The organism is Amycolatopsis sp. NPDC043887 (assembly GCF_056435665.1).
The window spans coordinates 409,973-434,218 of sequence record NZ_JBWKEB010000004.1; the positions used below are offsets into that span (position 1 = coordinate 409,973).

Genomic DNA, 24,246 nt, shown 5'->3' on the forward strand with positions numbered 1-24,246 from the left:
GCCGTGAGGTGGACCGGCGTGGGCAACCCCGGCGGGGCAGGGACGCCGGCGCGCCGGTCACCGTGTCCACCCGTCGCACAGGAGCGCCCGATGCAGCAGCTGGAATCACTGGGGGAACTCGCCGCGCTGGTCCGGCGGTGGCAAGGCCTGTACGTCCGGTGGGCGCCGACTCCCGAACATCGCCCCGGCACGAGCCGGGACGAACTCACCGGCGCGGAACTGCCGGGACTCTCGGTGAACCCTCTCGATCCCGAACCATGGTGGTGCGATCAGCCACTCGAACTCTGGCTGGCCAGGCGGCTTTACGACTACTGCCACCTCCGGCACGAACGCCGTCGCGAGACCAAGCCCTGGGTACTGGCGGGCCGGATCGTGGGCTCCGGTCCGGACAACGAGCCTCTGCTGACCGACCCCGAACCGGTCGGAAGGATCTCCACCGCCGTCCTCGGCGAAGCTCGCGATCTGTTGCGGGACAGGGCCCGGCACGACGCGGACTGGGGCCCCTTGCGCCGCCCGCCGGAACTGGGCCGGACCTGACGCCGTAACTCGCGTGATTGGAGCCGTAACACGCGTGCGTACAGCCGTAACTCGTGAGTTCCGCCTCCAAGCACGCGAGTTACGGCTCCAATCACGCGAGTTCGGGGCGGACTGCGAGGAGGTCCACGACGTCCTCCGCGCGTTGCCGTTTCTCGAACCGGGCCCGTTGCCGGTCCGCCCCGCTGCCTTCGGCGACGAGCCGGGCGCAGCCGTCGCGGACGAAATCGCGGTCACCCGTCTCTTCGAGGGCACCGGCCGTGAAGGTGACGACCTCGTCGAGCACGTCGCTCGCCGGGGCGAGGTCGCCGGTCCGGAAATGCGGGCAGCGGCCGGAGAGTCCTTCCCGCGACGCGCGCCAGATCTGCGCCCGAAGGACCTCGTTGGACAGGTTCGGCGGGTGCTCCTCCGTCGCGAGGATCGTGCCGACCAGCCCGCGGATCAGCACCCCGAACAGGACCGCTTCGCCGGCCGTGGCCGCGACGTCGCCGAGCCGGAACTCCACGGTCGGCTGCTTCTCGGAAAGCCGCACGTCCCAATAGACCATCGCGCGATCGAGGATGGCGCCCGCCCGGAGCCAGGCGTCGACGACGCTTTCGTAGTGGTCCAGCGAGGTGAACAGCGGCGGCGAGCCTGCCGAGGGCCAGCGGTTCCACTGCTGATACCGCCAGCTGGCGTACCCGGTGTCGTACCCGTCGCAGATCGCGGAATTGGCGGTCACGGTCAGCAGCGCGGGCAGGAAGGGCCGGACGCGGTTGATCACCCGGATCCCGGTTTCCCGGTCGGGGACGGCGATGTGGACGTGACAGCCGCAGGTGTGCGACGTCCGGGCGGTCGCCCCGAAATGTTCGGACATCCGTTCGTAACGCGGATTCGGGGTGATGGCGGGCAAGGCCGTCTCCGCGAGCGGTGCGCTGCCGCTGGGCAGCAGGCGGCAGCTCCGCCGGGCGGCGGCCTCGGCCAGTTCCGCCCGCATCGTCGACAGCTGTCGCTCCGCCTCGTCATGGGTCGTGCAGATGCCGGTGGCCGATTCGGCCTGGGAGCGGGTGAGCTCCTGCTGGAGTTCGCCCTGTTCTTCGTCCGCGGCGTCGACGACGGCGCCGCCTGTCGGGGAAAGGTGACCGGCCCGGTCCACTACGAAGAATTCTTCCTCGACTCCGAAGGTGAGTACGTCCTTGTTCACAGCCGCTGATACCCCCGGCTCGTTCGGCACAAACTTGTTTTCGCAGGTCGTGGACGGGGTACTTCAGGGCATGAGTCCGAAGTCGGAAGAGCCGCCGTACCTGCTGGCCGCACAGGCCGGGACGGTCGTGCGCCGCCTGTACACCAGGCTGCGGGACGACGAGTCCGCCTCGCCCGCCGACCTCTGCCGCACCATCGGGGCGTTGCAGCGGCTCGCCGACGACCTCGCCAACGTCCTGCCGGGCTTGCAGGAACAGCTCGAAGAGAGCCTCCTGGCCGGCCGGGTGGGTGCGGGTGACACGCCGCGGCAGGCTTGGGACAAGGTCTCCGAGGTCGGCTACGCGCTCGCGCAGGCTCGTACGGGCGGCCTCTTGCTGGCCGCTGAACTGCGAGTTTCCCAGCGAACACTCGGAGAACTGACCTCTTCGTGACACTCGGTGCTCAGCCGACCGGCTGGGCGCGGACCACCGCCACCGGGCAGTGCGCGTGATGCAACGCGTCGTCACTGACCGATCCCAGCAGCAGGCGCCGGAGATCGCCGTGATCGCTCCGGCCGAGCACCAGCAGCGCGGCCTCACTGGACTGCACGGTCAGCGCCTGCGCGGCGGGACCGACGCCGTGCACCGTCTCCACGGCGACGTCCGGATAGCGCTCCCGCCACGGTTCGAGCTGCCGGGCGACGAGTTCGTCGGCGACCTCCTGGGGAAGGCCGGGCGCCGGGTCAAGTACCGGACCGCCGAGCAGGGGTTCGCTCGCGGGCCCCCAGATCGGCATCCGCGCGACGTGGACGGCGTGCACGGTGAGCCCGTGACGAGCCGCGAAGTCGAACGCGAACCCCGCCGCCTGAGCGCTCTGTGCGGAGCCGTCGGTACCGAGGATCACCGGTCCGCCCCGCGGCGGCTCGTCCCCGCGCACCACCACGACGGGACGGCCGGCGGTCTTGGTCACGCCGGATTCGGTCGAGCCGAGGACCGCCCTGGTGAACAACCCGGTGTGGGATTCCCCCAGAACGATCATTGCCGCGTCCACCTCGTCCGCGACCGAGGTCAGGACCTCCTCCGGAATGCCGCCGCGGACGACCGTGCGGACGTCGAGCCCGGGGTCGGAGCGCTTAAGGGCTTCAGCCATCGAAGCGAGTTGCCGACGGGCAGGTTCCACGTCGGCCGCTTCGTCGGCGGCCTGGGGAACCGCTTCGTTCAGCGGCGTCGCGACAGGGTCCGAGCCGGGTGGGGGAAGCCGGTCATGGGTGCAGTACGCGAGGACCAGGCCGAGGCCGCGGGTCTTCGCCTCGGCGACCGCCCAGCGGACGGCGCGGCGTGCTTCGGGCGACCCGTCGAAACCGGTCACGACCGGCCCGGTGCCAGTCTGTGCAGCGGACATGGAACATCACCTCCGACGCGCTGGTGATACCCGCTTTCCCCGGCCTTCAAGCGCGGCGTTTCCCCGGTCGCTCGCCGGGTACGCGGAGTGGACAATCCATCGGAAGCGAGGAGAAACCGTGAGCGACGCGAACCCGATCGAAATCCAGAAGTGCCTCTCGGGCGTCGACTACCCGGCGGGCAGGGACGATCTCGTCCGGGCCGCCGAGGGCAACGGCGCCGACGACCGGACGCTCGACCTGCTGCGGAACCTTCCCGACCGGGAGTACGAAGGCCCGAGCGGCGTGAACAAGGAGATCGCGAAGGGGTAGGCCGGTTTCACCTGGTGACGCGCCTGGGTACTTCCATATATGACTTCCCTGTCGACGCCCCGCGCGTTTGACCGCAAGCGCGCAGTCTCAGCCTCCCGCGCACCGCGGGCGCTCGAGGAATGTCGGGGACGTCTCCGACTGCACGTGAGCAGGCCGACGACGGGGACCGCCGTGGTCAAGGCGAACGGCGAGGTCGATCTCGGCACCGCGCCGAGGCTGTGGGACATGCTGAGCCAGCGGCTCAACGGCTGCGGTACCAAGGTGATCCTCAACCTGTCCGAACTCGAGTTCTTCGGCACGACCGGCATGCGGGTGCTCGAACGAGCGCATCTGCTCGCCGAGGAAACGCACACGCTCCTCTTCATCTTCCCTGGTGAGTGCCGTTCCGCCCGTCGGCTGCTCGACCTCCGCGACAGCGAGGACCTTCACGTTTTGTAGGGTCGTTGGTGACGTGTCACAAGAGGCTCAAGAACGGCCTCGGGTCGCGCGAGCGGCGAGCGCCGCGCTCACCAGGGCGACGTGTTCGAGCCTCGTGGGATCCAGCCCGGTGAGGTCCGCGATCCGGCGCAGCCGGTAGTCGACCGTGTTGGGGTGGATGTGCAGGGCCGTGGCGGTCTGCCGTCGCCCTCCCCGGCGGAGGAAGGTGTCCAGCGTCAGCAGGAGCTCCTCGTTGCCGTCGAGCGGCGCCAGCCTGGAGGCCAGCCGGTCGAGTGCGGGTCCGGGACGGGAAAACTGGTATTCGAGCAGGACGTCGTCGAGGCGGTACAGGCCCGGCGGCCGTCCGGCTCCGATGGCGACCGCGAGCACGTCCTGCGCGAGCTTCGCCGCGTCGGGCACCTCGGCCGGTTTAGCGGCGGCCACCCCGGCGATGACCTCGGCACCCGCCGTCCTGGCGACGTCGACGAGGACACGTTCCAGCCGGGCCCAGTCGCGAGTGGACAGTTCGCCGGCCGGGGTTTCGTGCGGTAGCAAGGCGATGCCGCCTTCGGGAGTGAGCGAGGTCAGGACGGTGTCCCGGATCTGGCGCTCGAGTTCGACCCGCAGCCGCCGGAGCTTTCGTCGCCCGGCGACCAGCGGGTCGACCCCGTCGATCTCCTCGTCCGGATGTGCCCCGACCGACGCCGCGAGGACGAGGTAGCACGGCGGCAGCCGCAGTCCGGCCTGTCCCGCCGCGACCTCCGCGGGTTCGCCGTCGAGCAGCGCGGAAAGCACGGTGTGCCGCGCCGACCGCTCGTCGTCGAACATCGTCTGTCGCTCATCGAGGTACCCGGCGCCGACCGCGGGCGTGACCACCTCCAGGTAACGCAGGGTCAGCGCGTTGACGGCCAGGACGTCGGCGACCTCTTCCGGACGCGCGTCCGGCGTCAGTGACGCCCAGACCACCTGGATGCCGATGTGGTACGCGGTGAGCACGACGTCGAGCGGGATGCCTTCCTCCGCGCGCCGGGCCGCCGACTCGCGGAGGAAGTCGAGCTCCTCGCGTGCCGGTGTGGACCCGGTGCGCAGGGTGTCGATGAACGAGCGCAGGTTCTGCTCGATCACCTGCGTGATGTCGCCGCTGAGTTCCTCGGCGGGGAGCAGGCCGTACTCCGGGATCCGGGAGACGATCTCGGCCAGCACCGTCTTCGCGAGCGATGGCAGGACTTCGGTCAGCCGTTCCGCCAGTGGACGGCCGCCGATACGGAAGCCCGAACCCTTGTCACTCGTCACAACCGCCCATCATGGCAGCCGGTCAGCGAGTGAGCATGTCCCGTGCCGAATCGAGGGTCGGGTGCACGGTGAAGACGGCGTCGAGGCCGAGCAGCGCCATCGGACGCAGCAAGGCCCGTTCCTGGGTGACCATGATGAACGGGACGCCTGCTTCCTCGGCCTTCGCCCGGATCTGGACGAGAACGGTGAAGCCGGACGAATCGCAGAAGCTGACCGCGGACAGATCGGCGATCAGCGCCGACGGCTTGAATCGGAGTTCCTCGTCCAGCGCCCGTCGCAGGTCGTCCGAGACACCGAGGTCGATCTCACCGGATACGGTGACCACCGTGTCATCGGCGGAAGCGGTGATCGAAATGTCGAGAGAGGAAACGAATCTCCGAGTCGAAGGTGCTGGATGAGAAGCGGGAGCGCGGTAGTCGGTCAAGTTGACTCCTTGCCGGTACGGGGGCCGGCCGCTGCCCGGTGGACAGGCCGAACCCGGAAGAAGGGATCCGGCGGCTGGTGTCTGAACCGCGACGGGTCAACCGTAGCAGCCCCGTGACTCGGTACGCCGGGTGAGCGGTGCCCGGCAGGCCGTCACGCCCGGGCTTCACCGACCACCACCTGGCCGAGGTCGGGGTGCATCTCGTCGGCGCGAGTTCGGCGACCGGGCGATCGGCACCCTGCCGGCGAGCGGTTTCCCCGTTCCCGACCGGCTCCTCCACCCGGCACGCCTCGTAGGCTGAACGTCGGGAGGCCGAGATGACGACAGCCGTGGTGATGGCCGAACTGGCCGCGCTCGAGGACCCGCGCGCACGGCAGGTGAACGAGAAGCATGGCGACGACCACGGGGTGAACCTCGGCAAGCTGCGTGCGCTCGCGAAGCGGCTGAAAACCCAGCAGGAGCTCGCGCGCCAGCTGTGGGAAACGGACGACACGGCGGCGAAACTGCTCGCGCTCCTGATCTGCCGCCCGAAGGCGTTCGACCGCGCCGAGCTGGACCGCATGGTGCGTGAGGCGCGTACCCCGAAGGTGCACGACTGGCTCGTGAACTATGTGGTCAAGAAGAGCCCGCACGCCGAAGAGCTGCGCCTGGCGTGGTCGGCCGATCCGGACCCCGTGGTCGCGAGCGCCGGCTGGGCCCTGACGACCGAACGCGTGGCGAAGAAGCCCGAGAGCCTCGACCTCGCCCGGCTGCTCGACGTCATCGAAGCGGAGATGAAGACCGCGCCGGATCGCCTGCAGTGGGCGATGAACCACTGCCTGGCGCAGATCGGGATCGAGCACGCGGAGCAACGTGCCCGGGCGATCGGCATCGGGGAGCGCCTCGAAGTGCTCAAGGACTATCCGACCCCGCCGAACTGCACGTCGCCGTTCGCTCCCGTCTGGATCGCCGAGATGGTGCGACGGCAGTCGTGACGCGCCGTCCACAAGGGACGCCCGTTCGAGGCGAAGTGTTTAAATCGGGCGATTCGGGCGAATGTGCGCGGGGTCGTGAGTGGCGTTTCGGGTTAGAACCCGAAACGCCACTCACGACCAACCCGACCCACGACCAGGGCCGAAGACGCCCCTTCGTCACATCAGACGCAGCGAAGGGACCCTTCACCACACCCGTCAACCTCGCCCAAGATCAACTTAAGCTGCGTGACATTGGGTTATTGAGGGGAAGGTCAAATGTGGCGTGCTGCGTGCTGGAGGCACGGCCTGCCGAGCTGATCGCGACCCCACTGTCCACAAGGGACACAAAGGCACCCCCGCGTGCCCGATTTGGGTGCTTTGTGCGGGGGTCGTGAGCGGCAATGATCGTTCTAACCGTCTTTGCCACTCACGACCCCGGCAAGAAGCGGACATCAGGACATCAATCGGGCGCACAATCGGCGTGAAGCGTCCCAGGTGGACACTTCACGCCGGAGTCGGCCGGCAAGTCAGTCCGGAACCCTGTTGCCCAGGGCGGCGATCTCATCACGAAGCCGGCGAAGACGGCCCGCGTGACAGGATTCGATCACGCCACGTTTGCCCTTCCTCTCAATAACCCTCTTTATCGCTCACGACCTCGCCCCAATCCCCGCAAAGTACTCCAATCGGGCGCTCATATCGCGAAAAGTGTCCCTTGTGGACAGTTGAGAAGTGGCGGCTGGGCAGTGCGACGGCAGGACGCCGCGCGTGATCGCCGCTCTTGGCCCAAGTGCGGGAAGCCTCAGCCGAGCGCGTCCGCCTTGATGGTCTCGAACTGGGCGCCCATCCGTGCCGCGAGCGCCTCGGCCGCGCGCAGCGGCCGGACCATCACCTTGAAATCGGTGATCTTGCCGTCGGCGCCGAAGGTCAGGAGGTCGCAGCCGTTGATCTTCAGCCCGTCGACCGTCGCTTCGAACTCGTAAACATGGTGCGCGTCGTCGTGGATCTCGCGGACGTAGCGGAAGTCCTCGAACACGCGCAGCACGCCGCGCAGGATCGCCGCGGTGATCGCCTTCCCCTGGTAGGGCTTGAACGCCACCGGACTGGTGAAGACCACGTCGTCGGCGAGCAATGCCTCGAGCGCGGCGGCGTCCTTCGCTTCGACTGCTTCACGGAACGTGAGCATGGCGATCTCCTCATAGTCAACTTGTTGAGTAGATGCCGCCGAGCGTAGGTGATCATCGCGCCACTGTCCATCAAAGTGACTAATCAACTTTGCGACTAATCCGCGTGGCACTATCATCACGCCATGGCGCTGCGGAACGCGATCCTCGCGACGCTCCTGGACGGCGAGTCCTCGGGCTACGACCTGGCGAAGAGCTTCAACGCGTCGGTCGCCAACTTCTGGACCGCGACACCACAGCAGCTCTACCGCGAACTGGACAAAATGGAGTCGCAGGGCCTGGTGGCGGCGCGAGTCGTCGAACAGCGACGGCGTCCCAACAAGCGGCTCTTCTCCTTGACCGACGCGGGCGCGGCCGAGCTCGCCGCATTCACCACCCGGGTGCCGAAGCCGACCGCGATCCGCGACGAGCTGCTGGTCCAGGTCCAAGCCCTCGAGGCAGGTGACGACAAGGAGGTCCGGCGCGCCGTCGCGGACAGGAAGGCCATCGCCGAGACGAAGCTCAAACGCTTCGAGCGCCTTCGTGAGCGTCTGCTCGGCGAGTCCGCCGAAGCGGAGTTCCTCGCCACCGCTCCCCGTGTCGGGCCGTATCTGACCCTCGCCCGCGGGATCGCGTTCGAACAGGAGAACATTCGTTGGTGTGAAACGGTTCTCGCGGTACTCGATCGGCGTGATGGAGGTGATCGGCTTGGTTGACCGGAAAACGGGTCCGAAGTTCCGTCAGGTGGTCTTGGACTGCACGGACGCCCGTGGGCTGGCGGAGTTCTACCGGCGCCTGCTGGTGTGGACGTTCCAGCAGGTCGACCGGCTGGACGAAGCGAGCTGGCCGGACGCCGAACCGGTGCCTCAGCAACTGCGCCTGGACCTGACCGTGGACTCGGTCGAGGAGCTCGAGGCGCAGCACACCCGCGTCCTCGAACTCGGCGGGCGGCTCCGGTACGACCGCAGCGAAGACCCGGAAGAACCCTTGCGCGTCTACGCGGATCCGGCGGGGCATCCGTTCTGCATCTTCGTAGCCTGAACGCGTCAGGCGCGGCAGAGCAGCGCGTCGGGAGTGCGATTCGAGCCGACGCGCCCGGTGTACGCGACACCGGCGACGTATTCGCCCGGAGCGCATTGGCCCTTGTAGTGGCCCGACGCGAAGTCGCCGCCGGGGCTCCCGGACGGCCGGTTGTCACCGCGGTCGAACCAGACGGTCCGGCCGGTCCGGCCGAGCGGAGTGGTGGATCCGCCGCACAGGAGTGCGGAGAACGCCGCGCCGGTGACGCTGTAGCCGACCGCGGCGTGATCGGGCGGGCACTGCACCTTGGTGTAGCCGGACGCCCAGTCGATGTCCACATAGGTCTCCCCGCGGACCACGACGTAACCCGCCGGGGCGGCGAGCCTGCCGGTGCAGAGGCCCCGGTTCCCGGTATGGGAAAGACCGGTGAGGCGCTGGCCGTCGGGACAGGCTCCCTTGCGCGCGCCCGGATTCCAGTCCGTCATCGCGCGAACCTTGCGCGAGGCCTGGAAATCCGCGTAGTCGAGGTTCAGCATCGACCAGCGTTCGGTCTCGGGGATCCGTCCGGAGCGGGATGGCGCGTTCACCAGCCGTCGCCACGCGGGGCCACGCCAGTCCGTGCCGTCGAGCACGTCGACGCGTCGGCCGGCCGCGTCCCACGAGAGCAAGGACCAGCCGTTGCCCGTGCTGCCTTCGTGGAAGCCGACAGCGGGCCAGTAGGCGAAGTCGGTGTCGGTCTCCGCGAGGTAGCCGACGAAGTTTTCGAACCAGGCTCGGCTCGCCGCGTCTGTGGTGTGACGTCCTTCGCCGAACTCACTGATCCAGAGCGGCGCGGTGTAGTGCTTGCCGGTCTCCGCCGAGACGAAGAACGCCTGCCGGTAAAGGACATCACGGAGTTCCTGCGGCGAGAGGTCGCGGTAGCGCGGGTCGTGGGTCTCGCCGGTGCCGGTCGCCCCGGAATGGTTCGGACCGGTGTACCCGTAGAAGTGTGCGGCGTAGACCAGTTTCCCGGAGTCCACGAGCGTATGCGAGAGCGTGCGGGCAGGCTCCAGCGTCGGCCTTCCGTGGGGAAGGCCGTCCACGGGCAGGCCGGTCCAGTTGATGCCCTCGACGATGAGCAGCAGGTCGGGATTGGCCTCGGTCAGGATGCGGTCGGCCACCCGCTGGCTCGCGCGCTGCCAGTCCGTGCCGTTTCCCCAGCCCCAATTGGGATCGTCGAAGACGTTGCGGCGGACCTCGTTGTACAGATCGGCGCCGGCCACCCGTTTGTTCGCGGCGTAGCGGCGCGCCATGAACAGCCAGTCGTCCTGCCACTGCTGTTCGGTCTGCGCGGTGTTCCAGCGCTCGTTGCCGTCGAGGCCACAGCACCAGCGGGAGGTCGTGGTGTGGTTGTTGAGGATCACCGCGAACCCGCGCGTGGTCAGCCGCGCGACGACGCGGTCGTAGACCCGCAGCGGAGTGAGGCCGCGCAACTCCGGGTTCGCCGGGAGGTCGGGGACCGGCCTGGTGTCGTGGATCATCGCGTTGGAGAAGGGAAGCCGGACGCTGTTCAGGCCCAGCTCCGCCAGCCCGTCGATGATCGTGTCGATCGAGGCCCGGTCCAGCCCGAGCGGAGTCTGGTAGGCGATCTCACCGGCGTGGTGCGCGGCCGGATCGTTCACGTCGCCCGAGCCGGTCCACGTACCGCTCGCGCCGTGCCAGTTGGCGGCCTTCAGCTTGAACCGGTCGCCCGCCGCGTCGACGATGTAGCGGCCGCGCGTGCTCAGCGGCGCCACCCAAGCCGACGGGTCCGCCGTGGCGACGGCGGGCGGGGGAATCACGATTCCGGCGGTCACCAGGACGGCGAGCAGCACACTCTTGATCCTCACCCGCCGGAGGCTAGCCAGTCGCGCGGCCGGTTGTATACGGACGATCGGGTAGCTTCCGTGCATGACCACCGCGCTGATCATCGGTGACCTCCAGCGAGGTATCACGGGGAATTACCCGTTCACCGGAACAGTCCTGCCGCCGATCAAGAGTCTGCTGCCGCGTGCGCGTGCGGGCGGCGCGCTCGTCGTGTTCGTCCACTTCGCACTCCGCGGCAACGGGGCCGACCTGCCGCCCGGGAACGCGCTGTTCAAGACGTTCCACGAGGTGGGGGACACCTTCCACGAGGGTTCGGCCGGGACGGAGATCGATCTGCCGGTCGCCGACGAGGACGTGGTCGTGCTGAAACGCCGTGCCAGCGCGTTCGCCGGCACCGATCTCGATCTGGTGCTCCGCGCCAGGGGCGTCGACACGGTCGCGATCGCCGGAGTCGCGACCAGCGCCATGGTGGCCGCGACGGCCTACGACGCGGCGGACCGCGGCTATCACGTGACCGTGCTGCGCGACGGTTGCGCCGACGGCGATTCGGAGATACACGGCTTCTTCGTCGACAAGGTGTTCCCGAGCCGGGGCTTCGAGGTCGTCGCGTGCGCGGAGTGGCTCGTCGGCGGCGAATAAATCGCGAGACCGGATCGCTCGGATATGGCACCGTGGTCGCCGACCTGATCAAGGGGGCCTGTTATGGAGACGAGGCGACTCGGGCGCACCGATGTCGAGGTGACGCGGCTGGGTTTCGGCGGCGGGCCGCTCGGCGGCTTGTTCGCGCCACTGGACGACGAGACCGCGGCGGGGGCGCTGGCCGCGGCCTGGGACGGCGGGATCCGGTACTACGACACGTCACCGCATTACGGGATCGGGCATTCCGAACGCCGCATCGGCGAGTTCCTGCGCTCGCGGCCGCGTGATTCCTTCGTCCTGTCGACGAAGGTCGGCCGCCTGCTGGTACCCCAGGATGCGGATGGGCAAAGGGATCCGGCGGGCTTCCACGTCCCCGCGACGCATCGCCGGGTACGCGACTTCACGCGCGACGGGATCCGGCGCAGCGTCGAGGATTCCCTGGAGCGGATGGGCCTGGACCGGATCGACGTGCTGTACCTGCACGACGCCGAGGAGTACTTCGACGACGCGATGCGCGACGGCTACCCAGCCCTCGCGGAACTGCGGTCGGAAGGGATCGTCGGCGCGATCGGCGCCGGTATGTACGACACGGCCATGCTGACCACTTTGGTCGAGGAGACCGATGTCGACGTGATCATGCAGTCCGGCCGCCACACGCTGCTCGAGCACAGCGCTCTCGACACCTTCCTGCCCGCGTGCGAGGAACGCGGTGTCTCGGTGATCGCGGCGTCGGTCTTCAACTCCGGGCTGCTCGCCGTGCCGAGGCCGGTTGCGGGAGCGCGCTTCGACTACGAGACCGCATCACCGGAAGTCGTGGAGCGGGCGAACCGGATCGCCGACGTGTGCGAGGCGCACGGCGTGACGCTTCCCCAAGCGGCCATGGCCTTCCCGCTCCAGCACCCGGCCGTCGCCGGCATCGCGGTCGGGATGCGGTCCGCCGAAGAGGTACGACGCAACGTGGAGTCCTTCGCCGCGGAGGTGCCCGCACAGGTCTGGGCCGATCTGCGCGCCGCGGGTTTGATCGGTTCGACAGCGACTAGGGTGGTCTGATGGTGTCGGTGAAACAGGTCCAGGTCACTTTCGACTGCGCGAAACCCGAGCGTCTCGCCCGTTTCTGGTGCGAGGTGCTGGGGTACGTCGTGCCGTCGCCGCCGGAGGGGTTCGCCACCTGGGACGACCACACCCGCACGCTGCCGCCCGAGAAACAGGACGCCAGCTTCGCCTGCAGCGACCCCACCGGGGTGGGCCCGCGGCTGTACTTCCAGCGTGTCCCCGAAGGCAAGGTCGTCAAGAACCGGGTGCATCTCTGCGTGCGGGCGGGCACCGGGCTCGTGGGGGAAGAGCGTCTCGCCGCCCTCCAGGCCGAACGCACCCGCTTGGAGGCGCTCGGTGCGGTCTGCGAGCGGGTCATGCTCGCCGACGGGGAGAACGAGTCCTGCATCGTGATGCAGGACATCGAGGGCAATGAGTTCTGTCTCGACTGAGGTCACGTTCAGCGCGCGTCGCGAATGCTGAACGTCGTGATGCAGAAGCCGCCGTCCTCCGTGCGGTCCGCGATCACGGTGCCCCTGGCGGACCGTCCTTTGACGACTCCGGCGACGTCGGCCAAGACGAACTTGGCCGTCCCGCCGGTGGTCGTCATCTGAACGCGGGAACCCAGCGGGAGAAGAGAATCGATCTTGTCGTCCATGAACCTCTTCTGCGCCTCGCAAGCGAGCGCGATCGCCGCCGGCTTGTCCCCCGCGGCGATCTCGGCGAGGAAATCCGCGATCACCTGAATGCCCTTCTCCGGCGGCGGAGCCGGGCGCCTGGTGATGGTGATCCGCTGGCGGCTCGGACGGCTGACCCTGGTGCTGGTCGGGCTTTCCGTGGTGCTCGTGGGTGAAGAGCTGGTCGTCGGGCTGCTGAGCGGGGCGGGCAACGAGATCCCGGGCCCTTTGCGGAGCAGGAAACCGGGCGCGGCGAAACCGGTGACGCAGAAGGCGACCAGCGCGATCACCGCGACCAGGATCCCGATGGCCACACCGGGCTTGACGGTCGAAGACTGGGTGTTCTGCTGGTCGGGCAGGCCTGGATAGGTCATCGGATCCACCCTTCGTGCGGATCTGGATCGGCGATCCGACGAGGTGTTCCCGGAGGGGGTTCCGACCCTTTCGAGGATCTTACGGTTGTGGCGAAAGGTGTTCCGCGACAAGGAAAAGCATGCTGTGGCGGGTTCGCGTGACACGCGAACCCGCCGTCTTGGACTTCAGCAGGGTTGCAACAGCCAGCAGAGCCGGTACTTCGCCTGGTAGGTCGTGGATGTACCCGGCGCGATGATGTTCTGCGTCCGCGCACCGCCGTGCGCCCAGCCGGTGAAGGCGTACTTCAGGTTGAGCGGCGGCAGATTCTGCGGGCTGTCCGCGCTGATCGAGTTGGTGGAGCCGGCGATCACCGTCCGGGAGAACGGTGTGCGCTGCTGCGTGCCGCCGACGGTGAGCATCGCCTGGTTGGGACTGGAGGTGAAGCTCAGCGACACCGTCTGGGGCTGGAGGTCGACGGTCTTGCTGCCGGTCCGGCCGGTCGAGTCGGTCGCGATGAGGGTCAGCCGCAGGTACGACGGGTAGTCGTGGTCCGGTGCGACGAACGAGCCTGCCGCGGCGCCGGGGAAGTCCTGGACGTTGTGCGTATGGCAGGTGCCGTTGGTCGCGCAGTGCCGGATCGCGAGCCGCCACGAGAGCGCCGCCGCCGGGAGCTGTCCGTCCTGGGCGTCGACGGCGCGGCCGGAGAAGGACACGCTCTGGCCGACGGACCAGGTCAGCGTGCTTGCCGGGCTGTCGATGACCGGCACCGGGTCGAGGCCCTCCGGGTTGCCGACGGTCACCCGCACCGTCGTGGTCGCGCTCGCGCCGTGGGAGTCCGTCACCCGCAATCCGGCATCGACGGCGGCGGCCGCGGTGTAGGTCCAGGTGGGGACGGAGTCCGACGAGTCGTCGTACGCGCCGTCCGCGTCGAGATCCCAGGCGTAGGACAGGGTGTCCCCGGCGTCCGGGTCGGTGGAGGACGTGCCGTCGAACCGCACGGTCAGCGGAGCCGGTCCGCTCGTCGGATTCGCCGTGGACGCCGCGGAAGGCGGCCGGTTGGTGCCGCCCGGATGGCTCACGCGGCGGAGTTCGCCGCTGCCCAGCGCGACGTAGAACAGGTCGCCGCCCGGTCCGGTGAGCACCTGCACCGGGACGTTGACGCCGGTCACGAACGGTACGAGACGGCTTGGGCTCGGCTGGCCGTCGACGGCCTGCATGGCCCAGATGCACCCACGGGACGAGTCGGAGAAGAACAACGCGCCGGAGTAGTCGGCGGGGTAGTTGCTGCCGGATTCGAACGCGATGCCGCTGATCGACGAGCCTCCGGTGGGGCAGGGGTCGCTCGCCACCACCTTGGCGCGGTGGTTGTAGGCGTAGTAGGGCACGGAGTGCCCGCCGGAGGAGTACAGGGACTCGCAGCGGTCGAGGTTCGCGCCGTCGTAGCCTGCCTGCCTGGCGTTGCCTTCGAAACAGGGCCAGCCGAAGTTCTCCGCCACGCCGTCACCGACGTCGGCGACGCGGTTGATCTCCTCCCAGGTGTCCCAGCCGACGTCACCCGCCCAGAGCTCGCCGGTGCCCGGCCGGAAGCCGAACCGGAACTGGTTGCGAGCGCCGTAGGCGATCACGCGCCGGGCGTTGGCGTCGGCGCTGTTCGCGAAGGGGTTGCCGGGGACGCCTTCGCCGGTGTCCGGGTCGATGCGCAGCACCGTTCCGTTGAGCAGGACCGGCTGCCCGGCAGGGCGCCGTGGCGACTGCGAACGCAGCGCGCCGCCCTCGGCGGTCGGCGGCGCGAGGTTCGTCCCGGCAGGCGAGGGCGGATCGGCGCACGGGTTCCCGGCCTGGCCGTAGTCGGTGAAGGTGAAGCTGGCGCCGTCACCGCCGCCCGCGTACAGGGCACCGTCCGGCCCGAAGGCGAGCGCACCGACCGAGTGGCTGGGGAACTGCTGGCACCACCCCGTGACCAGAGGCTTTTCGCTGACGGCCGTGCCGGCCGAACCCATCGTCAGCTGGGAGACCCGGCCGGTCACGACGCATCCCTTGTCCGTGGCGCCGGGCGGGGTCGGGCAGGTGTCACCCCATCGCGGCGCGGTCCCGCCGGGCTCCGCGTCGAGGGTGTACGAGACGTAGACGTACGGCCTGGCGGGAAAAGCGGGGTCGACGGCGAGCCCGAGCAGGCCGCGATCCCAGAAGTCCTGTGTCTGCGGACGGAGGTCGGCGAACACCGTCGCCGTCGTGTCGGCGAGCGAGTCGAAGACCTTGACCAGACCGCTCTTTTCGGCGACGAACACCCGTCCGTCCGGCGCGAACGCGGTGGCGGTCGGCGAGCTGAGCCCGCCGATCGCCACCGTGTCGGTGAACCCGGCGGGTACCGCGGCTTCGGCGGGGGCGACGGTGACGAGACCGACCGCGAGCGCGCCGATCAGCGGGCCGACCACGCCCACCGCCAGCGCGCGCCGTGATCTTCGGGGGAACGGGAAACGACGGGAACTCAGCACACGAACTCCTCCGCGCGGGGACCGGCCGGAACAAGACGGCTCTCCGGTATGCCGCGAGAAGGCCGAAAGTTGTTACGCGTCTGCCGGAAACGCACGCAAGTGCCGGGTGGGTCGTGCCGCGATCAGCCCGTGGCGGCGGGGAAACCGATCAGGCGGGCGAGCGCGTCGAAACCGTCTTCGGTGCCGGGCCAGTGCGCGCGGACGGCGTCGAGCCCGGCGCGGCGGACGACGCCGCGCAGGACGACCGTGACGATGATGGCGTCGTCGGCATAGCCCAGGACGGGGATGAAATCGGGGACGAGATCGAGGGGCAGGGCGAGGTAGACCAGCAGCAGCGTGAGTCTGATCCGGACGCCACGCGGCAGCGTCCCGTCCGCGGCCAGGCGGCGGATCAGCCGCAGCACGTCGGGTAGCAGCCGCAGCGCCTCGCGGAGCAGTCCGCCACGCGGCCGGGCGAGAACGAGCGTCACGACGAGCGCGAGCCAGGTCACGAGCAGCGCGCCGCCGAGGCCGAGCAGCAGATCCCACCAGAACGACCCGGTCATCGCGGCCCAGGTGCGGGGGCTTCGGCGCGCAGAGCGGCTTCCTCGAAGGCGGCGAGTTCGACCGCGGCCTGTTCGACGGAGTCGCGGGCCGCCTGACCGCCCGGAGCGGCGAAATAGTCGCGGGCGGTGATCTTGCCGAGCCAGCCGCGGAACCGGTTCAAGTCGGCTTCGGATTCTTCGACTTCCGCGTAGGTGGCGTTGCCGCGGGCCTGTTCGTCCGCGAGTTCCCGCCGCAGCTCGGGAAGCCGATCGAGGACTTCGGCGTACTCGGCGTCGCGGGCCTCGTTCAGTTCGGCGATCACCGCCTGTTCCTCGGCTGGGTCGGTGAACTCCATCGGCAGCACGCGCGCCGTCCCGCCTTGACGGCGGACCCGGTCGACGAGACGCAGTACCTCCCGCGCCACCTCCGCTCGCGCGGGGAGCAGGCACACCGATTGCTGCAGGTAAAGGGCGCCGAGGGAGCGGAGTTTGCGCCAGACCTGGACACGCAGCGAGTCCGGGGCGGCGGCGGTGGACACGCTGATCACCAGCCAGCCGCGATCGCGAGGTTCACCAGTCACATTGTCATGTTACGTCCGTAACATCACGCTGATCCGGTCGAGTGGCATACGGGCGATTCACCCGTTCGGAATAAGATCCGCTTCGTGGTCTCCCTTCGGCGGGTCTCGGAGCAGTGGCGGCGGCTGTTCGGCCCGGTCTGGTATCTCCCGGTCGCCGCGCGGCCAGCGTGTTCTGGAGTCCGGCCAGCTTTGTGACGTCGTCGCCCCCGCCGTGCAGCAGGACGACGACCGGCCGCCCATCGGCCGGCTCACCGGCGCACGAAACGTTCACCGCACGCTCGCCGACCTTGATCTTCTGCGTTCCGGTGAACGCGGCTCGATCCTGTGTGGCGGCGCTGCTGCTCGCGGGCGCCTCCGGTTCCGCTTCCGTGGCTTCGTCGCAGGCCGACAGTGCCACGCCTGCGACGGCGCAGCACAGTGCGATCAGAGCGGATGCCTTACGGGACATGGTGAACTCCTGGTACAGGGGAACGATTCACCCGGCACGCTACGGATCACGCGGCCGGGAATCGTCACCATGCGGAGTGCACCTGCGCGTAGCTCTCAAGGGTGACAGGACGTCAGCCGTAGGCGCGCAGGAACACGTCCACCCCGTCGGCGAGGATCGCGAGGACCTCCGGCTCGCCCACTGCGCCCGTCTGGTCCTCGTCGGTCACGTCGAGGACCAGACGCATGGTCAGGGCGACGAAGTGCTGCATGGCGCGCCGCGGGTCGGTCAGCCGGAGCTTGCCGTCCACCGCGAACTTCGCGAACCGTTCCTCCATCATCCGTTCGGGTTCGTCCCGTGCCGCTTCAGGCAGTCGAGGCGCCACCGGGGCCTGCGAACTCAACCGCCGGAACGTCGCGTAGTCCGAAGTCGGGAACATCCCCGTCGTCACCCGCCGCGCGAAACCGAGCAAGGCGTCGCGGACGTCGCGGTCGTCGGAGAGTTCTTCGTCGATCGCCTTGCGCACGGTCGCGACCACGGCTTCGTTGGCGCGGCCGAGCACGCCGCGGAAGAGGGTCTGCTTGTCACCGAAGTGGTCGTAGACGGTGCGTTTGGACACTCCGGCCCGTGCCGAGATCGCGTCGACGCTGGTGAGTTCGTAGCCGTCCGACACGAACAACGCCTCGGCGGCGTCAAGGATCGCCGTTCGTTTGGTCTCGGCCTGCAGCCGACGGCCCGGTGTCCGTGCGGTAGCTCTCGGGGTCGCCATGTTCTCATCGTATTCTCAGCCACAGAAAACTGCACCGTGTAGTGTAGTTTTTGAGGCGGGGGATCCGCCTTTCCCTGAATCCCGCACAAGGAGTCCTTCATGCAGGAGAGCAGGATCGGCGCAGGACCACACACAAGATGGAACGGACGGCTCATCGGCCTCGTGGCGGTGCTGGTGCTCGTCAACTTCATGGTCGACACGGCCATCACCGCACCGCTGCTCGTCCTTCCGGAGATGCTCGACCACTTCGGCACCGATCAGACGGCCTGGCTCAACGCCAGCGCCATGCTGGCGGGCGTGATGTGGGCGCCGTTGCTCGGCAAGAGCGCCGACGTGCACGGCAAACGCAAGGTGCTCGTGCTGACCTTGCTGCTCAGCTGCGCGGGCGCGCTCGTCTGCGCGGTCGCACCAAGTCTCTGGGTCTTCGTGCCCGGGCGCCTGTTGCAAGGGGCGGCCGTGGCCGCCTTGTTCCTTTCGGTCGCGATCGTCCGTGAGATCTGCGCACCGCGGATCGCCATGATCGTGGTGGGCATCGTGACCTCCGGGTCCGCGGTGCTCAACATCGGTTCCCGTTTCCTCACCGAGAAACTGGCCGCGGAGTTCGGTTTTCAGATCTTGTTCCTCGTGTCGGCCGTCGTCGCGATCGCGATGGCGATCTGCGTCCGCGCCGTCCTTTCCGAATCCGTGCTCAAGACCCCGGGCAGGATCGACGCCGGAGGGGCGCTGCTCCTCGGCGGTGGCCTTGCCGGAGTGCTCGGCTACGTCAGCCTCGGCTCGGAGTTCGGCTGGCTCGGACTCGGCCCGGTGGTCCTGCTCGCCGGCGGTGCCGCGGCCTTGTCCAGGTGGTTCCTCGTCTCGAGCCGGAAGCCCGATTCGCTGATCGACGTCCGGCTTATCGGTGCGCCTTTGGCGCTCACGTTGCTGGTGCTCGTCCTCGGCACCGGTTCGTACCAGAGCATGCTCCAGCTCATCCCGCTGGTCAGCGATGTCTCAGCGGACCAAGGGCTCGGGTACGGCCTGGCAGGTCAGGGAACGCTGGCGCTGCTTCTCGCGGCACCCGGTATCGGCGTCATGATCGGCGGCCCGGTGGCCGGGATGCTCGCCACCCGAGTCGGGCCGGCGATGACCCTGGCCGGCGGAATCGCGCTCGGAACCGTGGCCACCCTCGGGATGTTCGTCGGTGTTTCGCAGTTCCCCGTCGCGGTGTTCTTCGCTTTCCTGCTGGGTTTCACGGTCGGCGCGCTGGGGACCTCCGGCTTCAACCTGGCGGGCGGCCTCGCGCCGGCCGAACGGCAGGGCATCGTCTCCAGCCTGGTCATGGTCGTCGTCGCGATCGGATCGGTGGTGCTGGACTTCGTGGGCGCCGCGGTGCTCAAGTCGACAGCCGTGTCCGTCGGCGGCGAGACGGTGAACTCGGGAACGGGTGTCTTCACCTACGTCACCATCGCGTCCGTCGCCTTCGCGATCGCCGCCGTCCTCGTCGTCATGCTGGTGCGAAAGTCGCGCTCCAGCACCAAAACCCCGTCACTGGCTTCTCTCTGACGGAAACGGAGAAAGGAAATGAACACCGTGAAAGGCACTGTTCTGGTCTCTGGAGCGAGCATCGCAGGCCCCGCCGTCGCGTTCTGGCTGCGACGTCACGGATTTTCCGTGACGGTGGTGGAAAAGGCGGGCGGACTGCGCGGCGGCGGATATCCGATCGACGTCCGCGGCACCGCCTTGGAGGTGGCCAGCCGCATGGGAATCCTGCCACAGCTTCAAGAAGCGCATATCGAGACCCGTTTGCTGACCTTCGTCGGCGCCGACGGCGGCGAGGTGGCGTCGGTACATCCGGAGACGGTGACCGGCGGGGTCGAAGGGCGCGACGTCGAGGTGCGACGCGGCGATCTGGCGGAAATCCTGTACGGAGCCACGCGCGACGACGTGGAGTACGTCTTCGGCGACTCGATCGAGACGCTCAGCGAGCACGAGGACGGTGTCGATGTCACCTTCCGCAGTGGAGCGCGGCGCGGTTTCGACCTGGTGGTGGGAGCCGACGGACTGCACTCTCGCACCAGGGAACTCGTTTTCGGTCCCGAGCAGCACTATCGCCGCTATTTGGGATACTGCTTCGCCGGCTTCACCATGCCCAACGAATTCGGCCTGTCGCGGGAAGGTGTGCTCTGGAACGCGCCCGGCCGAGGGGCGGCGCTGTACGCGGTCAAGGGAAGCGACCAGCTCCACGGTTTCCTGGTCGCCGCCCGTCCCGAACCGCCGTACGAGATCCTCCGCGATCCCCAAGCGTGGCGAGACCTCATCGCGACGACCTTCGCCCGCGACGGCTGGGAAATCCCGGCCATGCTCGGCGCCATGCGCGACGCGGACGACCTGTTCTTCGACACCGTCAGCCAGATCCACCAGCCACGCTGGTCCAGCGGCCGCGTCGGGTTGGTCGGCGATGCCGCCTACGCGCCGTCTTTCCTGACAGGACAAGGCACCAGCCTCGCGCTCGTCGGTGCCTACATGCTGGCGAGGTCGCTCGCCACCACCGGGGCTTTCGACGCCTACGAAAGGGAAACGCGGGAATTCGTCGAACTGAACCAGGCGCAGGTAGGCGTCGGCGACGCGGCACTCTTCCCGGTCACCGCCGAAGCCCTCGCGCGACGGGACAGCCGGCTCCGTGGTCTCAGCACCTTGCCGCCGGACGGCGGGCGACCCGAGCACACCGCCCTTGTCCTGCCTGATTCCACCGTGGCGTATCAGGACGCGGATTGAGGTTCCAGGATGACGGTGATGGGGCGAGAGGGCCGTCGCCGGTGCGACTGGCGGCCTCCTCGGTGGTCAGACGTGGTGGAGGTATTGCGCCGAGGTTTCGGAACGGATCGCGGTATTGGGGTGGGATGAACTCCGGTGGGTCGTCGGCGGCCATGCGGACTTCCCAGTCACCGTGATGAATCAGCCGGTGATGGAAACCGCACAGCAGCACCAGATTCCGGAGATCGGTGGGTCCTCCGTCTGCCCAGTGATGAATGTGGTGTGCGTGGCAGTTCTTCGGCTTCCGATGACAGAACGCCGGGGAACGCACAGCCCCCATCGCGGATGTTCAACGCACGCCGCTGGCCTGGGGTGACGAAGCGTCTGAGCCGCCCCACATCCAAGGGTTCGCCCGCGGCGCTCATCACGACCGGCAACATCAGGCAATCGCAGGCAGCCAGCCGGGCTTCCCGCGCGGTCATCGTCCCGACGAAATCGAGGCACGCGGTGCCGAGGCCGGATTTCAGTTCGTCGAGTCCGATGGTGACGTGCAGCAACGTGCGGTAGCCGCTGGTGCCGGGTTGGTCGGGGCAGGCGATGGCGAGGTCGAGGATGTCGGCCCAGGCGTCTCCCAGGCGTTCGCATTTCATTCGCAGATCGGCTTGCCCGAACTCGTCCACCGGCCGCGGCTGGGCATACGCCTCCAACGCGGCGGCGGTGCGGGCACCGGTCTCGTCATCGAGCAGCCCGGTCAGCTTCCAGAACCCGTCCTTGCGGCGCTCCAGGGTGATTTCCTGGCGCGGCTCCTTGGGCTCGGGATCCTTCGGTTCGTTGCCGTCGGGGTCCAGCCAGCCCAGCAGGTTCGCTTCGGCCTCGGCGAGCTGACGGGACCGGCATCCCGGGCGAGGTCGGCCAGGACTTTCTCCGCACTGGCACGGTCCTCAGCAGAGGTGTCGGCGGGGAGTTTCTTCAAGATCTCCAGGATCTGCTCGATCCGCTCATCCCGACCAACCCCTCTGCCGCCATTACGGCGGTCGCGGGAGCCACAGGCGGAACCTCGGTGCCGTCCAACGCGCGGGTGGGGTTCACCGCGACGGCCCGGTTCACCACCGCACGCGCTTCACCGACCGACAACCCCGCCATATCGGCGAACCAGTTGGCCGTGCGGCCATAGCCGTACGAGTCTTTCGCACCACGAGACTCGATCTCCGCCAGGAATTGCCCCAATCCGGCGGTAGCCATCCGAATCACCCGCAAGGACTGTTGCACGCCATGGGCAAGCTCCAGCTTGCCGGCGCGCCAAAGTTCTTGCGGCAACGCGATGACCGGACCGCCCGGCTTCGATGCCGAGGCCTACGCCAGAAGCGCCGCCTGCTTTCAGGCCGAACTCGCCATCGCGTCATCATCCTCGAACAGGCTCACAGGACACGGGCTAACGGCGCATCGTCGACAACTTCGGTGTCGCCGGGATCGAGTCACGTTCGACGGAAAAAACGGTGAGGAAGTAGTTCGCCGTAGCGCAGTTGACGTTTTCCCCGCCGGTGAGGTTGACGTTCAACGTATCGCCTTCGACGGTCAGTTCCGCGCCGTCCTCGGCGCAACCGGGCACGACGAAGGCGAAGCCGCGCCGGTCGGCCGGCGACGCGAACGACAAGGCGGCACGGACTTCGTCCAGGTTCGAGATCTTGGCGCGCTCCAGGGTTCGCTGGAGATCCTGTGCGTCGGCCGTTCCCAGCTCCGCGGGTTCCAAGCCCGCCAGCCCGCGGGCTGAGCCGAGTGCCGTGAAGGTCTCGAGCTCCACCTGTCCTTTGCCCGTGCCCACACCGCATCCCGCCACGACCAGTAGAAGGCACACCGCGATCCATCTCATGTGACGTGGACGTAGTGGGCCATTCCCTCGGTTGCGCCGTTCGGGTCTCGAAGCGATATCTTTCCGGCCGGAGGTCGACCATGACCTCAACGTCCTGCTCGACGCGACCAAGGCTACCGTGACGATCGAGAACGACGTCACTCGCGAGAGCACCGTTTCGTTCGCGGAGTTCCGGCGACTGTGTGTCCGAAATGGACAGAACTGCGTCGTGACCGGGTGTCCTACGGCTGATGTCCGCGCCGGAAAGGTTCGACGCCGACGACATGGCGAGCGCGGGTCGGCTCGACGAGGACCTTGACCCGCCGTTCTTCCGGGACCCGCCATTCGAAACGGTCGGTTCCGACGTACTTCTTCGCCAGCCGGTCGATGCACCGATCCGCCTCGACGCCTTCGACGAACTCGACGACCCGGCCGTGGATCACGACCCGGTCGTAGGGATTCTCGTTGTCCAGGCAGGACAACGACACCCGAGGCTCGCGGCGCAGGTTCTCCTCCTTTACCCGGCCGACGGCGGTGTTGAACACGATGTGGTCGCCTTCGAGGTCGATCCACATGGCGGAAACCTGGGGGGAACCGTCCAGGTTCACCGTGGCCAGGTGCCAGAACCTCGGTGCCGCGACCCAGTCGCGGATCTGCTCGCTCAGCTCAGCCACAGGGCCCTCCAGTGAGTCAGGACGACGATTGTCGCGTGGCCGACCGCGGATGTCACCTGGTGTCGCCCCTTGACACTCATGACAGTATTTTTCCAACTGTACGACTAGTGCGTTGCCGGGGTTGTGGCGGAGCAGACGACGATCCGGGCCGGCGCCTCTGGGGAGAGGAACTGTCCATGCGGCCAGCCCGCCGAATCTCTGTCGTACTCGCGCTCGGTGTCGCGGCGGGGATCGCCTTCGCGTCGCCGACCCTCGCGGGTCCGTCCGGTGACGACTACTACCAGGACGCACTCGGCAAGACCGGCCCCGAGCTCAAGGCGGCGTTGCACAAGATCATCAGTACCAACACCAAGCTGACGTACGAACAGGTGTGGGACGGGATCAGGGCCGCCGACGAGGATCCGGCCGACAAGGCGAACGTCGTACTGCTCTACAGCGGCCGCTCGCAGGCGAAGACGGCCAACGGCGGGGGAGTCGACGACTGGAACCGGGAACACGTCTGGGCCAAGTCGCACGGTGACTTCGGCACGGCGGTCGGGCCCGGTACCGACTTGCACCACCTGCGCGCGGAAGACGCGTCGGTCAACAGCACGCGCGGGAGCAAGGACTTCGACGCCGGTGGTTCTCCGGTCGAGGAAGCGCCCGGGAGCCTGACCGATGACGACTCGTTCGAGCCGCGCGACGCGGTCAAGGGCGACGTGGCCCGCATGATCCTGTACATGGGCGTCCGGTACGACGGCACCGACGGTTTCCCCGACCTCGAACCCAACGACGCCGTCGACAACGGGTCCAAACCCCACATCGGCCGGATCTCGGTCCTGCTGAGCTGGCACACCCAGGACCCGCCCGACGCCACCGAGCAGCGCCGTAACCAGGTCATCCACGACCAGTTCCAGCACAACCGCAACCCGTTCATCGACCATCCGGAATGGGCGGCCTCCATCTACGGCTAGGCGCTGTCCTGTAAGTCTGTT

General features: G+C 68.3%; 27 protein-coding genes and 1 pseudogene. 13 read left to right on the plus strand and 15 right to left on the minus strand.

Translation table 11 applies throughout. The features are described from left to right. Positions 1-90: 90 nt before the first annotated feature. Positions 91-537 (plus strand): DUF6098 family protein, encoded by a 447-nt coding sequence (locus AC069H_RS13760; protein ID WP_478232469.1) that lies wholly within the window; start codon positions 91-93, stop codon positions 535-537. 91 nt (positions 538-628) lie between these two features. Here the strand turns inward: AC069H_RS13760 and AC069H_RS13765 are convergent, their stop codons facing one another. Further along, positions 629-1,717: a carboxylate-amine ligase gene (locus AC069H_RS13765; RefSeq protein WP_478232470.1), complete on the minus strand. Its 1,089-nt coding sequence runs from the start codon at positions 1,715-1,717 to the stop codon at positions 629-631. 70 nt (positions 1,718-1,787) lie between these two features. Between AC069H_RS13765 and AC069H_RS13770 the strand changes: the two genes are divergently transcribed. Next, entirely contained in the window at positions 1,788-2,147 is a 360-nt protein-coding gene (locus AC069H_RS13770) for a hypothetical protein (RefSeq protein WP_478232471.1), read from the plus strand. Between the two features lie 10 nt (positions 2,148-2,157). On the opposite strand, the gene AC069H_RS13775 is transcribed toward AC069H_RS13770, so the two are convergent. Next, positions 2,158-3,096, minus strand: coding sequence for a universal stress protein (locus tag AC069H_RS13775; protein WP_478232472.1), 939 nt, complete (start codon positions 3,094-3,096; stop codon positions 2,158-2,160). 118 nt (positions 3,097-3,214) lie between these two features. On the opposite strand from AC069H_RS13775, the gene AC069H_RS13780 reads away from it, so the two are divergent. Continuing rightward, entirely contained in the window at positions 3,215-3,406 is a 192-nt protein-coding gene (locus AC069H_RS13780; RefSeq protein ID WP_478228935.1) for a DUF2795 domain-containing protein, read from the plus strand. A 144-nt stretch (positions 3,407-3,550) separates the two neighbouring features. Beyond that, entirely contained in the window at positions 3,551-3,844 is a 294-nt protein-coding gene (locus tag AC069H_RS13785) for an STAS domain-containing protein (RefSeq protein WP_478232473.1), read from the plus strand. Between the two features lie 27 nt (positions 3,845-3,871). Here AC069H_RS13785 and AC069H_RS13790 read toward each other — a convergent pair whose 3' ends face one another. Together AC069H_RS13790 and AC069H_RS13795 are read right to left on the minus strand one after the other, a co-directional pair. Beyond that, entirely contained in the window at positions 3,872-5,116 is a 1,245-nt protein-coding gene (locus AC069H_RS13790) for a PucR family transcriptional regulator (RefSeq protein ID WP_478232474.1), read from the minus strand. Positions 5,117-5,138: 22 nt separating this feature from the next. Next, a complete protein-coding gene (locus AC069H_RS13795; protein ID WP_478232475.1) occupies positions 5,139-5,540 on the minus strand; it encodes an STAS domain-containing protein in 402 nt (133 codons plus the stop codon). Between the two features lie 317 nt (positions 5,541-5,857). On the opposite strand from AC069H_RS13795, the gene AC069H_RS13800 reads away from it, so the two are divergent. Continuing rightward, positions 5,858-6,514: a DNA alkylation repair protein gene (locus tag AC069H_RS13800; RefSeq protein ID WP_478232476.1), complete on the plus strand. Its 657-nt coding sequence runs from the start codon at positions 5,858-5,860 to the stop codon at positions 6,512-6,514. Positions 6,515-7,292: 778 nt separating this feature from the next. Here the strand turns inward: AC069H_RS13800 and AC069H_RS13805 are convergent. Further along, positions 7,293-7,676, minus strand: coding sequence for a nuclear transport factor 2 family protein (locus tag AC069H_RS13805; RefSeq protein WP_478232477.1), 384 nt, complete (start codon positions 7,674-7,676; stop codon positions 7,293-7,295). A 123-nt stretch (positions 7,677-7,799) separates the two neighbouring features. Here AC069H_RS13805 and AC069H_RS13810 point away from each other — a divergent pair, with 123 nt between their 5' ends. Together AC069H_RS13810 and AC069H_RS13815 are read left to right on the plus strand one after the other, a co-directional pair. Continuing rightward, positions 7,800-8,369, plus strand: a complete 570-nt coding sequence (locus tag AC069H_RS13810; RefSeq protein WP_478228941.1) for a PadR family transcriptional regulator — start codon at positions 7,800-7,802, stop codon at positions 8,367-8,369. Continuing rightward, positions 8,347-8,694, plus strand: coding sequence for a VOC family protein (locus tag AC069H_RS13815; protein WP_478232575.1), 348 nt, complete (start codon positions 8,347-8,349; stop codon positions 8,692-8,694). The genes AC069H_RS13810 and AC069H_RS13815 overlap by 23 nt, the downstream gene beginning before the upstream one ends. Positions 8,695-8,699: 5 nt before the next feature. Here AC069H_RS13815 and AC069H_RS13820 read toward each other — a convergent pair whose 3' ends face one another. Further along, on the minus strand, positions 8,700-10,541 hold the full coding sequence (locus tag AC069H_RS13820) for a glycoside hydrolase family 5 protein (protein WP_478232478.1): 1,842 nt from the start codon (positions 10,539-10,541) through the stop codon (positions 8,700-8,702). Between the two features lie 61 nt (positions 10,542-10,602). Here AC069H_RS13820 and AC069H_RS13825 point away from each other — a divergent pair, with 61 nt between their 5' ends. The 3 genes from AC069H_RS13825 to AC069H_RS13835 all read left to right on the plus strand — a co-directional run bounded on the left by AC069H_RS13825 (position 10,603) and on the right by AC069H_RS13835 (position 12,641). Further along, complete coding sequence (locus AC069H_RS13825) at positions 10,603-11,157, plus strand: cysteine hydrolase family protein (RefSeq protein WP_478232479.1); 555 nt, start codon at positions 10,603-10,605, stop codon at positions 11,155-11,157. Between the two features lie 63 nt (positions 11,158-11,220). Beyond that, positions 11,221-12,207 (plus strand): aldo/keto reductase, encoded by a 987-nt coding sequence (locus AC069H_RS13830; RefSeq protein WP_478232480.1) that lies wholly within the window; start codon positions 11,221-11,223, stop codon positions 12,205-12,207. Next, on the plus strand, positions 12,207-12,641 hold the full coding sequence (locus AC069H_RS13835; protein ID WP_478228944.1) for a VOC family protein: 435 nt from the start codon (positions 12,207-12,209) through the stop codon (positions 12,639-12,641). The genes AC069H_RS13830 and AC069H_RS13835 overlap by 1 nt, the downstream gene beginning before the upstream one ends. Before the next feature lie 8 nt (positions 12,642-12,649). Here the strand turns inward: AC069H_RS13835 and AC069H_RS13840 are convergent, their stop codons facing one another. The 6 genes from AC069H_RS13840 to AC069H_RS13865 all read right to left on the minus strand — a co-directional run bounded on the left by AC069H_RS13840 (position 12,650) and on the right by AC069H_RS13865 (position 18,016). Then, complete coding sequence (locus AC069H_RS13840; RefSeq protein ID WP_478232481.1) at positions 12,650-13,240, minus strand: hypothetical protein; 591 nt, start codon at positions 13,238-13,240, stop codon at positions 12,650-12,652. 165 nt (positions 13,241-13,405) lie between these two features. Next, the gene (locus AC069H_RS13845) at positions 13,406-15,715 is read right to left on the minus strand and encodes a PQQ-dependent sugar dehydrogenase (RefSeq protein WP_478232482.1); all 2,310 of its coding nucleotides are present in this window, start codon (positions 15,713-15,715) and stop codon (positions 13,406-13,408) included. Between the two features lie 122 nt (positions 15,716-15,837). After that, a complete protein-coding gene (locus AC069H_RS13850) occupies positions 15,838-16,260 on the minus strand; it encodes a YkvA family protein (RefSeq protein ID WP_478232483.1) in 423 nt (140 codons plus the stop codon). Beyond that, a complete protein-coding gene (locus AC069H_RS13855; RefSeq protein ID WP_478228948.1) occupies positions 16,257-16,820 on the minus strand; it encodes a Chromate resistance protein ChrB in 564 nt (187 codons plus the stop codon). The genes AC069H_RS13850 and AC069H_RS13855 overlap by 4 nt, the downstream gene beginning before the upstream one ends. A gap of 4 nt (positions 16,821-16,824) precedes the next feature. Next, the gene (locus tag AC069H_RS13860) at positions 16,825-17,268 is read right to left on the minus strand and encodes a hypothetical protein (RefSeq protein WP_478232484.1); all 444 of its coding nucleotides are present in this window, start codon (positions 17,266-17,268) and stop codon (positions 16,825-16,827) included. A gap of 112 nt (positions 17,269-17,380) precedes the next feature. After that, positions 17,381-18,016 (minus strand): TetR/AcrR family transcriptional regulator, encoded by a 636-nt coding sequence (locus tag AC069H_RS13865; RefSeq protein ID WP_478228950.1) that lies wholly within the window; start codon positions 18,014-18,016, stop codon positions 17,381-17,383. 99 nt (positions 18,017-18,115) lie between these two features. On the opposite strand from AC069H_RS13865, the gene AC069H_RS13870 reads away from it, so the two are divergent. Further along, positions 18,116-19,558: an MFS transporter gene (locus tag AC069H_RS13870; protein WP_478232485.1), complete on the plus strand. Its 1,443-nt coding sequence runs from the start codon at positions 18,116-18,118 to the stop codon at positions 19,556-19,558. Positions 19,559-19,576: 18 nt separating this feature from the next. Further along, positions 19,577-20,770 (plus strand): FAD-dependent monooxygenase, encoded by a 1,194-nt coding sequence (locus AC069H_RS13875; RefSeq protein ID WP_478232486.1) that lies wholly within the window; start codon positions 19,577-19,579, stop codon positions 20,768-20,770. Between the two features lie 66 nt (positions 20,771-20,836). Here AC069H_RS13875 and AC069H_RS13880 read toward each other — a convergent pair. The 3 genes and pseudogenes from AC069H_RS13880 to AC069H_RS13890 all read right to left on the minus strand — a co-directional run bounded on the left by AC069H_RS13880 (position 20,837) and on the right by AC069H_RS13890 (position 23,272). Beyond that, positions 20,837-22,072: pseudogene (locus AC069H_RS13880) on the minus strand (HNH endonuclease signature motif containing protein). Positions 22,073-22,181: 109 nt separating this feature from the next. Continuing rightward, positions 22,182-22,550 (minus strand): hypothetical protein, encoded by a 369-nt coding sequence (locus AC069H_RS13885; RefSeq protein WP_478232487.1) that lies wholly within the window; start codon positions 22,548-22,550, stop codon positions 22,182-22,184. A 290-nt stretch (positions 22,551-22,840) separates the two neighbouring features. Continuing rightward, positions 22,841-23,272, minus strand: coding sequence for a PPOX class F420-dependent oxidoreductase (locus tag AC069H_RS13890; protein WP_478232488.1), 432 nt, complete (start codon positions 23,270-23,272; stop codon positions 22,841-22,843). Between the two features lie 176 nt (positions 23,273-23,448). Here AC069H_RS13890 and AC069H_RS13895 point away from each other — a divergent pair, with 176 nt between their 5' ends. Beyond that, positions 23,449-24,225, plus strand: a complete 777-nt coding sequence (locus AC069H_RS13895; protein WP_478232489.1) for an endonuclease I family protein — start codon at positions 23,449-23,451, stop codon at positions 24,223-24,225. Positions 24,226-24,246: the final 21 nt, after the last annotated feature.